At 61.1% G+C, this 11,541-nt stretch carries 10 protein-coding genes; 4 read left to right on the top strand and 6 right to left on the bottom strand.

Features of this window, described 5'->3' with window-relative positions; all coding sequences use genetic code 11:
• Window positions 1-69: 69 nt before the first annotated feature.
• The 3 genes from hemC to HBN54_RS06795 all read left to right on the top strand — a co-directional run bounded on the left by hemC (window position 70) and on the right by HBN54_RS06795 (window position 2,725).
• Window positions 70-996 (top strand): hydroxymethylbilane synthase, encoded by a 927-nt coding sequence (hemC, locus tag HBN54_RS06805; protein ID WP_168672416.1) that lies wholly within the window; start codon window positions 70-72, stop codon window positions 994-996.
• Window positions 997-1,085: 89 nt separating this feature from the next.
• Entirely contained in the window at window positions 1,086-1,739 is a 654-nt protein-coding gene (locus HBN54_RS06800; RefSeq protein ID WP_168672415.1) for a peptidylprolyl isomerase, read from the top strand.
• 74 nt (window positions 1,740-1,813) lie between these two features.
• A complete protein-coding gene (locus HBN54_RS06795; protein WP_168672413.1) occupies window positions 1,814-2,725 on the top strand; it encodes an SDR family oxidoreductase in 912 nt (303 codons plus the stop codon).
• Between the two features lie 781 nt (window positions 2,726-3,506).
• Here HBN54_RS06795 and HBN54_RS06790 read toward each other — a convergent pair.
• From HBN54_RS06790 to HBN54_RS06775, 4 genes are all read right to left on the bottom strand, one after another.
• Window positions 3,507-4,484, bottom strand: coding sequence for an ABC transporter permease (locus HBN54_RS06790; RefSeq protein WP_168672411.1), 978 nt, complete (start codon window positions 4,482-4,484; stop codon window positions 3,507-3,509).
• Window positions 4,472-5,518 carry an ABC transporter permease subunit gene (locus HBN54_RS06785; protein ID WP_168672410.1) on the bottom strand — a complete coding sequence of 349 codons (1,047 nt, stop codon included), beginning with the start codon at window positions 5,516-5,518 and terminating at the stop codon, window positions 4,472-4,474. The genes HBN54_RS06790 and HBN54_RS06785 overlap by 13 nt, the downstream gene beginning before the upstream one ends.
• A 27-nt stretch (window positions 5,519-5,545) precedes the next feature.
• Window positions 5,546-7,171, bottom strand: a complete 1,626-nt coding sequence (locus HBN54_RS06780; RefSeq protein WP_168672408.1) for an ABC transporter substrate-binding protein — start codon at window positions 7,169-7,171, stop codon at window positions 5,546-5,548.
• A gap of 204 nt (window positions 7,172-7,375) precedes the next feature.
• The gene (locus tag HBN54_RS06775; protein ID WP_168672406.1) at window positions 7,376-7,933 is read right to left on the bottom strand and encodes a hypothetical protein; all 558 of its coding nucleotides are present in this window, start codon (window positions 7,931-7,933) and stop codon (window positions 7,376-7,378) included.
• A 540-nt stretch (window positions 7,934-8,473) separates the two neighbouring features.
• Between HBN54_RS06775 and HBN54_RS06770 the strand changes: the two genes are divergently transcribed.
• The gene (locus HBN54_RS06770) at window positions 8,474-9,925 is read left to right on the top strand and encodes a hypothetical protein (protein ID WP_168672405.1); all 1,452 of its coding nucleotides are present in this window, start codon (window positions 8,474-8,476) and stop codon (window positions 9,923-9,925) included.
• Window positions 9,926-10,125: 200 nt separating this feature from the next.
• Here the strand turns inward: HBN54_RS06770 and HBN54_RS06765 are convergent, their stop codons facing one another.
• A complete protein-coding gene (locus HBN54_RS06765; RefSeq protein WP_168672403.1) occupies window positions 10,126-10,749 on the bottom strand; it encodes a PKD domain-containing protein in 624 nt (207 codons plus the stop codon).
• 33 nt (window positions 10,750-10,782) lie between these two features.
• Window positions 10,783-11,508 carry a LytR/AlgR family response regulator transcription factor gene (locus HBN54_RS06760; protein ID WP_168672402.1) on the bottom strand — a complete coding sequence of 242 codons (726 nt, stop codon included), beginning with the start codon at window positions 11,506-11,508 and terminating at the stop codon, window positions 10,783-10,785.
• Window positions 11,509-11,541: the final 33 nt, after the last annotated feature.

Below are 11,541 nucleotides of genomic sequence, written 5' to 3'. Positions count from 1 at the left end.
GTAGCACTTCGCGAGTTCCCACTCAACATTTATCATTCAACCCTCAACCCTCAAAACTCAACCCTTAGAATGACCATTCGCCTCGCTACCCGCGCCAGCCGCCTCGCCCTCTGGCAGACCGAGCACGTTGCCCACCTGCTGCAAAAAGCCGGTTTCGAAACCGAAATTGTGCCTATGCAAACCACCGGCGACGCCGTGCAGGACCGTAGCCTGGCCAAAATAGGCTCCAAAGGCGTGTTCACCGAAGAGCTGGAAAACAGCTTGTTGCGTGGCGAAACCCATCTCGCCGTGCACTCGGCCAAGGACGTGCAAAGCAGCATCCCACGCGAGCTGGAGCTGCTGGCCTTCTTGGAACGCGAGCAGGTGAACGACGTGGTGCTCAGCTTCGACGAGAATTTTTCGCTTGACAAGCCGGGTATCGTGCTGGGCACCAGCAGCACCCGCCGCAAGGCCCAGCTGCGCCGCTTCTACCCCAATGCCACCACCGCCGAGGCCCGGGGCAACCTCCAAACCCGCCTGCGCAAGCTCGAAGAAGGCCAGTTTGATGCGCTGGTGCTGGCCTACGCCGGCGTGCACCGCATGGGCTACGAGCATCTGGTGCGCCACACGCTGCCCGCCCACCAATTTGTGCCCGCCACCGGCCAGGGCAGCATCGCCATCGAGTGCGCCGCCAACTTGGACGAAGCCCTGAAGGCACGCCTAAAAGCTGCCCTCGACCATGCCGCCACCCATACCTGCCTGCTGGCCGAGCGCGCCTTTCTGCACACCATGGAAGGCGGGTGCAGCATCCCATCGTTCGCCCTGGCCACGCTCGACGGCGACCGGCTGCGGCTGCACGGCGGCCTCATTAGCCTCAGCGGCGAGGAGTACGTGGAGGAAATCCAGACCGTCGAGACCACTGCTGAAGCCCTGGCGCTGGGCATCTCGGTGGCCGATGCCGTGCTGGGGCGCGGGGGGCGCGAAATTCTGGCCAGCATCCGCGAGCATCGCGGCTAGGGGCTATTGGTGCGGCCCGGGCGCTTGGTCGGGGCCTGCAAATCCACGTAGTTTTGGGGCTTTAACCCCTTATTTCTGCTTTTTATTTTATGAAATCCTTTCTGTTCTCCTGGGCTAGTACGCTGTTTCTGGCTCTGTTGTGGCTGACTTCACCCTCCTTTGCGGCTGATAAGCCGGCCAAGCCCGCCAGGCATAAAAACAAGGATGAAGTCGTAACCATCACCACGGCTCAGGGGACTATTCGCCTAGTTTTGTTCGATGACACGCCCCTGCACAAAGCCAATTTTCTGAAGAAAGCCAAGAGCGGATTCTACAACGGCACCAGCTTTCACCGCGTTATCGACGGCTTTATGATTCAGGGCGGCGATGCCAATTCCAAAGACGCCGACCCCAGCAACGACGGCCTGGGCCAGCCCAACGAAGGCACTGTTCCCGCCGAGCTCGCGCCCGGCCACCAGCACAACTACGGTTCCCTGGCCGCGGCCCGCATGGGTGGCCCGGCCGGTACGCCCAGCAGCATCACGCAATTTTACTTGGTTGAGAACCACGACGGTGTCCATTTTCTCGATGGCCAGTACACCGTTTTCGGCCAGGTAATTCAGGGCCTCAGCGTAATTGATAAAATTGCCAAGCTTCCCAAAGACGGCCGCGACCGTCCCCTGGCCGATGCTAAAATGACCATGAAAGTGGAGAAGATGCGGCGCAAGAAAATCACGAAAGAATACGGCTACACCTATCCGTAAAGCACTGAGGCATCGTGCTGATTATTAGTATAGGTGAGGGTATTAGGTAATAACCGATTGCAATGGCGTACCGCATGAAAATCCTGCTCACGGGTTCCAACGGCCTGCTCGGGCAGAAGCTCGTGGCCTTACTGCGGCAGCAGCCCGACGTAGCCCTCGTCGCCACATCGCGGGGCCCCAACAAGTTGGCCGGCTTATACCCGGGCGTTCGTTTCATAGAATTGGATGTGAGCGACGCCGCTCAGGTGCAGCAGGTGCTGGCCCGGGAGCAGCCCACCCACCTCATCCACACTGCCGCTATGACCAACGTGGACGAGTGCGAGCTTAACCGCGAAGCCTGCTGGCAGCACAACGTCACGGCCGTGGAGCACCTGGTGCAGGCCTGCGCCCGGCAGCAAATTCACCTCACGCACCTCAGCACCGATTTTATTTTCAGCGGCGAAGCCGGCCCCCTGGCCGAAGATGCCGTTCCGGAACCGGTCAATTTCTACGGCGAAAGCAAGCTGGCCGCCGAGCAGGCCGTGCAGGCCAGCCCGGGCCCCTGGGCCATTGCCCGCACCGTACTGGTGTATGGTGTGGCGCACGATTACGGCCGTACCAACCTGGTACTCTGGGTGCGCGACTCCCTACGCGCCGGCAAGCCCATCAAAGTAGTGGCCGACCAGTGGCGCACGCCCACCCTGGCCGAGGACCTGGCCCAGGGCTGCTGGTTGCTGGCCCGGCAGGCTGTCCAAGGCATCTACCACCTCAGCGGCGATGAAATGCTCACGCCCCACGCCATGGCCCTGCGCGTAGCCGCGCATTTTGGCCTCGATGCGAGCCTGATTGAACGAGTAGACGCCAGCACCTTCACGCAGCCCGCCCGGCGGCCGGCCCGTACCGGCTTCATCATCGCCAAAGCCCGGCACGACCTCGGCTACCGCCCCCACACCTTCGCCGAAGGCATTGCCCTGGTTAGCGCCCAAAACGAAACGGCCGCCAGCTAGCAGCACCTGGTATCGGGCGGGGCATTGGTTGCCGCGCACCGGACAAAAAAAACCCGCCGGGGTAGACGGCGGGTTGAAGCTCAACTGGGGTAGCCGGTGAGCGGTAGATACTGGATTATGGGTAGCATATTATACCAGATTCGGGAAGGGTAGTCGAGGGCTGGAAATCGAGAAACAGGAAAGGTGGAACAGCAGTGGAAGCACAGGCTACGCCTGTGGCCATACCCCAACAAGAAGCCCTCCTACCAAAACGGCCGTGTGGCCCAGCAACGCAGCTTCACCCAAGGCTCGGGGTACTACCATTCCGTCGGGAGTGACGAAATCGAGGCCCGTTGAGGTTGGGCGAGCGGTTTCATTCGGGGCTTTTGGCCGGCGAGGAGTGCTCAATGACGGGTATATGAGTAGGTACATAAGAATATAGATAAGACGTCGGTAGAAAAAGATGCGCTACCTGGGGGAAGTAGCGAGGGCTTGGGTTAAAATCAATACAATGTTACGGCGGCACTTATGCCCATAAAAGGACATTGTGCTACCAATTGTGACATTGAAAAAGTAGGCTAATGTGGTGTTTGCTGAAAATTTATAGTGAATAAAATCATATTCAACAAAATATATATAAAACGTGTTTTTGTCAAACAAATGATTTTCAGATGAATAGTTGTAATCGGCGCTCGATGTAAAAGGCCCTTAGCTCTCTGAAAAAAGAACCAATTGTGACATCGGATTAACATCCTCGTTCTGCTTAATTATTAAACGACCGCCCCTTTTTGTACGCCGGGAATTAAGCCCTTGATGTGGACATCCGGCTTAAGGTATTTAAGCTCAAGATGCTCAGGGTGAGTAATAAAGAGGGGAACAGCAGGGCCCACCAGGCACTGGGCTCATCGCGCACGGTGGCGAGCAGCCGGCCCCAGCTGGCTACCTCCGGGGGCAGGCCAATACCCAGAAATGACAGGGTGCTTTCCAGGCCCAGCAGCCCCGCAACGCTCAGCGGCAAGGCGGTGCGGAGCGGGTGCAGGGCGTGGGGCAGCGCGTGCCGGAACCATATCTGCCGTTCCGGGAGACCGGCCGCCCGCGCTGCTTCTATAAACGGCAGCTGGCGCACGCGCAGCATTTGGGCCCGCACCAAACGGGCCATTGGCGGCCACGCGGTCAGGACCATTACCGCCAGCAGGCCGGGGGCCGAAAGCCCGATACTCGCCACCACGGCCACCACCACAATCAGGCGCGGGATGGTGTCGAGGGCCGTGGCCGTGCCCACCACCAGGGCATCGACCGGGAGTGGCCAGGTGGGGAGCGGGCGGTTTTGCAGGCGCGCCAGCAACGCCAACAGTGCGCCGATAAGCATCAGCCCCAGTCCCAGCATGGGCAATGGTAGCTGCAAAACCCACCATGTGCCGCCCGTGCCCACCAGCCAGTAGGCCAGGGGCACCCGGGCAGAATTTTCCCAAAAGCCGGCGGCGGCCCCGGCCAGGCCCCCCACCAGTGCCGCCAGCAGGGCGGCCGGCAGCGTGAGCAGCACGGCCGTGCGGGCACCATATACCAGAATGCTCAGTACATCGCGCCCCTGAGGGTCGGTGCCCAGCCAGTGCCGGGCGGCGCTGAATGGTGGCACGGCCATGTTGGCCAAATCGGGCAGGCCCGGCGGGTAGGGCAGGGGCAGCAGGGGCGCTACTGCCGCCACCAGCACCAGCAAAACCAACCAGCCCAACGCCAGCCGCTGCCACCAGGTGAAGCGGAAGGCGGTCAGGACTGCCAACGGATGCGGGGGTCGGCCCATAAATAACACAAGTCGGCGAGGAGCAGGGCCAGCAGGCGAACCGCACCGGTGAGCAGCACGCCGCCAATCAGCACGGGATAGTCGCGGGCGGCGGAGGCCTCCGCCAGCAGGCGGCCCATGCCCGGCAGGGCAAACACGACCTCTACCACCACGGCCCCGGCCACGAGGGCGGGCAGGAACTCGGCGATTTGGGCCAGGGTGGGAAGCAAGGCATTGCGCAGGGCATGGTGCCGCACCACGGCCGCTGCCGACAGGCCTTTGGCGCGGGCCGTGGTGGCGTAGGCCGTGCCCAGCTCCTGCTGCAGGGCTGCGGTGAGCTGAAGCGTGAGCTCGGGCACGGCCGTAATAACCAGCGCTGATACGGGCAGAATTAAATGCAGGAAACCATCGGCCAGCTGCTGGCTGGTGCTCGGGTTCAGCTCATTGGGGCTGCCGAGGCCATACGTGGGCAGCCAGTCCAGCACATCGGGATTGGCAAATACCAGCAGTAGCACCAGGGCCACCACGAACAGCGGTAGCCCGTGCACGGCCACCAGCACCGCCCGCATAGGGCGCTGCCACCACGGGGCCGTGGCCAGGCGCTGCGCCAGAGCCAGCGCGCTCAGCACCGCGAGCACGGCCGCCGTGCCCGTGAGCGGCAGCGTGAAAGCCAGGGCGTGGCGCAGGCTGCCAGCCACGCCCTGGCCCGTCCGAAACGAGGTGCCCCAATCGCCGTGCGCCAGCCCCCGCAGCCACTGGTGGTACTGGTTGCGGCCGCCATGCCAATGCCAGGGCCGCACCCCGGCGGGCGAAGCCGGCCCGCGGCTCACATAAAAAACGGGTAAGTCGAGGCCAAAACGCCGGCGCAGGGCCTGCTGAGCAGCCTGCTGGTTCTCGGGTAGCAGGGCCGCGCCGGAGCCCGCTTGGCTGGCGGCATCGGGCAGCGACAAGCGCAGGGCCGTGTCGAGGTCGTGGCGGCTCAGCAGAAATACGCCCGATGCCAAGGCCCAGATTGCCAGGAAAGTGCGGGCCAATCGCCAGAAAATAAAGCCGGCCATGCGCTACGGAGCAGGAGTAGCCCGGGCCGCGCGCACGATGGTAGTGGCCAGGTAGCCCGGCTTGAGGCTGCCCACGTTCAGCCCGCTCAGGCGTTTATCGGCTACCGTGCGGCTCGGTAGGAAAAACAAGGGCACCATGGGCATCTCCTGTTGCATAAGGGCCTGGAACTGGCGCAGAAGCCGTTGCCGGGAGGCGTTGCTGCTGGCGGTGGCAATGGCTTCGATGAGGCGGTCGCTGGCCGGGGTGGTGAACCGCGTGAAATTGCCCACCCCAATGCCCTTCGAATGCAAAAAAGGTGTGAAGTTAAACATAAACGGATTGCCTTTCAGCACCTGGGCATACATGTCGAAATCGCCGACGCGCAGGACCTCCGAAAAAGACCCCGCTTCGGTGGGCAGCAGCGAAACCGGGATATCGAGCGGGGCCGTAGCTGCCTGAAACTGCAGCGCGATGGTGGTAAGCAAGGGGTCGCCGGCGCGGTAGCGCATGGTCAGGCGCAACTGCTGGCTCGTGCCAGCGGGGCCCGGCCGGAACCAGCCGGCCGTGGGCGCGGCCGCCCGCCGCCAGCCGCCCTGGCGCAATAAGGCCGCTGCCTGAATGGGGTCGAAGGGGATGAGGGCCAGCGCACGGTTGTAGTTCGCCGTGTCGGAGGGACTGATGAAGCCCACGGTGCGCTGGCCGGCCCCCAGCTGGGTGGCTTTCATCAGGCGGCCGGCATCAAAGCAGCGGCTCAGGGCCCGGCGGGTAGCGGCATCGGCCAGGACCGGGCGGCTGGTATTGAAGCCCGCCGTCACCACATTGTACGAGTCCGTGGTGTAAAACTGCAGGGCTGCCCGCGTGGCCGGGGCGGTGCGCAGGCGCTCAAATTCGCGGGCCGGCATTTGCGGAAATACATCCAGTTCGCCGCGTCGCAGGGCGAGAATTGCCGTGGCCACATCCGGAATAATGACGTATTCCAGCTGCTGTGGCTTGGCCCGGAGCATTAGGGGCGCGGGGTGCAACTGGTCGGCCCACCAGTGGGACTTGCGCCGCAAATGCAGGAAACGGTCTTTTTCCCAAGTCACCAGCTCGTATGGCCCGCAACCGGGCAGTTGCCCCGGCGGGTGGCCGGCATAGCCTTGCTGGTATTGGCGGGCCAGGGCTTGCAGGGCCGTATCGGCGGGGGCCGTTGGCGCGCGGTGTTGCAGCTCGGCCAGGGTGAAGCGGCTGAGGCGGCCGGCGGGGTCCAGCGTGGCGGCCGGCAGGATGCAAAAATCACCGGTGGCCTTTACGTATTCCGGCGCCTGCCCCCGGCACACAATGGTGAACCGGCGCGGGGTGGCCGGGTCCGTAATTACCGCTTTAATAAAGTGGTATTGGTTCCTGACTACTTCATTAGGCAGGCCCGGGCAAAACATGAGCTTGACGGTGAAAGCTACGTCGCTTCCCAGTATGGGGCGGCCGTCGTCCCATGCGGCCACCGGCCGCAGCTCATAGGTGATGTGCATCAGCGAGTCGCCAACCAGCCGCACTTCCGGCAATGCAGCGGCCAGGGCTGGCACGTACTGGTGGTTTGTTAGATTGGCCTGTATCAGGCTGAGATGAAGCAGGTTATTTACCTCAATGGCGGCCTGGTTAGTGAGGGCCATCGGGTTAATGGTTTCGGGGTCGTGGACCCATCTTATTCGGATGGCTTCATGCGAACTGCCTTTTGAGGAGCAGCTACAAGCCAGCAGCGAGCTGAAGATGAGCCAAAGCAGAACTCCTGAGGGATTTTTCTTTGGAACGAGCATCGAATATTACCATTTCACCAAGGTGAATAGGCAATATAAGGATGAAATTGTGCCGCCCGTTTAGGCGATGTCGCCGCCCCAGCCGCCCGTGCCGCCATCGAGGGCGATATCGCCGCCCCAGCCACCCGTGCCGCCGTCTTTAATCATGGCAATGTCTCCACCCCAACCGCCGGTGCCGCCGTCCTTGGTCATGGCAATATCGCCGCCCCAACCGCCGGTTCCGCCATCAAGGGTAATATCGCCGCCCCAACCGCCAGTTCCGCCGTCATTAGCCATGGCAATATCACCACCCCAGCCACCGGTACCACCATCAAAAGCAATATCACCACCCCAGCCGCCGGTTCCGCCATCAAGGGCAATATCACCGCCCCAGCCACCCGTGCCGCCGTCGAGGGCGATGTCGCCGCCCCAACCGCCGGTGCCGCCATCCTTGGTCATGGCAATATCGCCGCCCCAGCCGCCGGTGCCACCGTCGAGGGCGATGTCGCCACCCCAGCCACCGGTGCCACCGTCTTTAATCATGGCAATGTCGCCGCCCCAACCGCCGGTGCCGCCGTCTTTAATCATGGCGATGTCGCCGCCCCAGCCGCCCGTGCCGCCTGGCAGAATTGAGGTCACGATAGTCGGGGTTGCCAAAGCCTGTTTGGCAACGTTTGACTGTGCGCCAACAGAAGAAAAGCTGGCAACTTGAATGAGGGCGATGGCGAGGAGGTTCAGCACGATATGGAGGAGTTAGAAGATGTGTCAGGCGATTGATTGACACAAAGTTGCGGCCTCCATGGGGCTTAGAAAAGGACTATATTGAGCTAAAGTTGACTAGAATTATATTAATAAATTAAATAAACAAAAAAAGTTTTTTTTCTGAAAAGTCTATTGGGTAGAGACAGTCACACATTTTTTATTTGAACTTTTGGAAAAAACAAGCCAAATTGTGACATCATCGCTCAGAAATACCCTATTGCGTCACGATACAAAGGTGATTGTTGTGTTGAGATTAAAAAAGGAAAGTATACCGGTTTTTAAGACATCGGTTTTAAGAGGAAAAATTTTACAAAAAGCCTGATTTATGGCTTGTAAGGCACTTTTTCCATGAATGAAATTGCGAATTTGGCGCGAATTGTGACATCGCGTAGTCTGTCTTCTCTGCCAATCCTGGATTTGCGGAACAACCAGGCAAACAAAGAAAACCAGTTCGTGGAATCCCTGAATAAGTCGCCGGAAGCCACCCAATTACAGGTGGTGAAAGCCTTATATGGCAAGACCACGCAGGCCAATGTGCGGGCCCTGCACAAGCTGCAGTCGCGGGTGCGCAGCAAGCTGCTCAACCAGCTGTACTTCCTGGACCACTCCGACCCCCGGCTGCTGGTGTCGCGGCGCTACGAGCTGGAATGCCTGGACCTGCTGCACAAGGTGAGTATTCTGTATGCCGAACGCGAGTACAAGCTGTCGGAGCGGCTGCTGCAGCGCTGCCTGCGGCTGGCCGAAGCCGGCGAGTTTACGCAATACGTGGTGATGTGCGCCCGCATGCTGCGCAACCTGCACGCCGAGCGGCAGCAAACCACTCTATATAAGAAGGCAGCTAAGGTGTTTCAGCGTGCGCAGCAGGTATTGGCCTGGGAGGACGAGGCCGAGCAGCTGCACACCGAAACCCAGCTAGCCCTGAGCGGAACCGTAGCAACCCGCCGGGCCGTGCTGGCCGTGCTACCCGACCGCATTGCCCAACTCGACGCCCTGCACCGCCGGGCCCGCAGCTTCACCACCTATAACATTGTGTACCGGGCCCGGCTGGCTTACGAGGAACTGCAAGGCAACTACCAGGAGATGATTCGGGTGACGGCGCTGGCCTCGCGGCGGCTGCGGGCGGGCAAGCTGAATGACCGGCGCTTTGATATTCGCTTCAACCACTTTGTGAGCGTGTATGCCTACCTGCGCAGCCGGCAGCCGGTGCAGGGCCTGCGGCTGGCCGAGGAGTACAACCGGGATTTTCACCCATCGTCCCACAACTGGTTCTATTTTCAGGAGCACTACGTGCTGCTGGCCCTGCACGCCCAGCAGTACGAACGGGCGCAGCAGCTGATGAGCATTATTGCCAAGAACCCGGCCTATTCCATTCAGCGGGATACGGCCTTGCAGCGGTGGGACTTATATCGGTCGTACGTCGATTTTGTGATGCCGCCCGCCCGCAACACTACGGCCCGCCAGCGGCAGCTGGCCCAATGGGTGCTGATGCTGCCCGAATACAGCCGCGACAAGCGGGGCCACAACGTGGCCATTCTGGTGCTCCAGTTGCTACACTTCCTGCGCGAGCGCAACCTGGAAGCCGTGATGCAACGCCTGGAACGCCTGCGCAAGTACCAGCAGCGCCATCTGTACGAAGCCAATACGCTGCGGAGCCGCCTGTTTCTGCGTCTGCTGCCGATTATCGTGGAAAAGAATTTCGACGCCGACCGCATTGCCGAGCGCGGCAAAGCCCTGCTCCAGCAGCTGCGCGACACGCAGCCACCCGGCGAGGCCTTTGCCGAGGTCGAAATCATCCCGTACGAGCATTTGTGGGAGCTGGTGCTGGACTTGCTGCGCGAAGGCCCGCCGGTACCAAACGAAGCGCCGTAGCACGAGCGGCAGCATTGACTCAGAATACAGGAGTTTCTAAGCGCTTGTCATTCTGAGCGGAGCGAAGGACCTGCTCACGATTACACCGACTCGATTACTGCAAATCGTTGGGTCGTGGGAAAGTACTTCGCTCCGCTCAGGGTGACGTTCTTACCTAACACGGTATCAGCCCCGCCAGGGGGGTATATCTTCCCCTCAGCTTAGGGCTCGACTACGATTTCGCGCGAAACGCAGTGGCTGGCCACGCAGTCCTGCGAGCCGTAGCCGCGCATGCTGAAGCGCACCGAATACGTGCCAGGCCGGCGGAAGCTATGCTGGGCCGTGCGGCCCTGCGTAATGGTGCCATCGCGAAAATCCCAGACATACTGCACGTTGCGGCAGGTGATGAGCTGGGCCTCGGGCGAATCGAAGGACACGGGCTGGCCCACGCGCACGCGGGTGGTGGTGGTAGTGAAATCGACGATATCCTGCTGCACGAGGTTGACGGGAATGTACTTCTGGCCGCGCCGGATTTCGCCGGTTTTGTCCACGATGACGTCGAGCTCGACCACGTAGTTTTTACGCTCCTTGTAGCAGTAGCTCACCGTGGGGCCGGTGAGGGTGGTGCCGTCGCCCATATGCCACTGGTAGGTGAAGGGCCCGGCGGGCTCGTCGATGGACGGGCGGCCGTCGAGGTCTACGCACAGCATGCGGGGCAGCGGCGGGCCGCAACTTATGCTGGTGGTATCGCCGGCCTGCTGGGCCTGGGCGGCAAAGCCCACCAGCACGAGCAGGGCGGCCAGCAGCGAGGTTTTGGCGGAAATAACGGCTAATGAAAAGCGCATATCAGAGAAGTAGACAGGAGGAAAGCGCGGTGGCTAGAATTTGTTCAGGCGCTGCATGACCTCGCGCAGGTAGGTCTGGCCCACGGGAATGTGCTTGGCTTCCACAATAACCGAGTTGTCCTCAAGGGCCTGAATGCGGTTGAAATTGACAATGAATGAGCGGTGTACGCGCACGAAGCGGTTGCTGGGAAACTTCTCCTCCACGGCCTTCATGGTGCTGTACACGATGAGTTTGCTCTGGCCCGTGACGATGTGCACGTAGTCGCCGAGGGCTTCCACGTAGCGCACTTCGTCGAAGCCCACGCGCACGAGCTTGTTGTCGACTTTCACGAAGGTGAAATCGGCGTCGGCGTCGGGCACCTCGATGGCGTCGGGGGTGGTGGAGGCGCGGCGCTCGGCCATTTCCAGGGCTTTTTGGGAAGCCTGCAGGAAGCGGGCGTAGCTCACGGGCTTCACCAGGTAATCGACCACGGCATGCTCAAAAGCCTGCACCGCGTAGTCTTTGCTGCTGGTGATGAGCACGACCAGCGGCGGGTGCTGGAGCATGCCCAGTAGCTCGATGCCGGAAAGCAGCGGCATTTCCACGTCGAGAAACAACAGGTCGACGGGCGCGGTACGCAGGGCCTCAGCTGCTTCGATGGGGTTGGTAAAGCTGCCGGTGGCCGTCAGAAATGGCGTGTTGTTGATGCAATTGAGTACTACCTGAACCGAGAGCGGGTCGTCATCAACCACTAAGCAACGCAGATTAGAAACAGCCATATACAAGCAAAATTGAGAGGATTTTGGTAACGA

The organism is Hymenobacter artigasi (genome assembly GCF_012275535.1).
Classification (GTDB): Bacteria; Bacteroidota; Bacteroidia; order Cytophagales; family Hymenobacteraceae; genus Hymenobacter; species Hymenobacter artigasi.
Note: the sequence above shows the minus strand (reverse complement) of the source record. Positions and strands in the feature narration are given on the sequence as shown.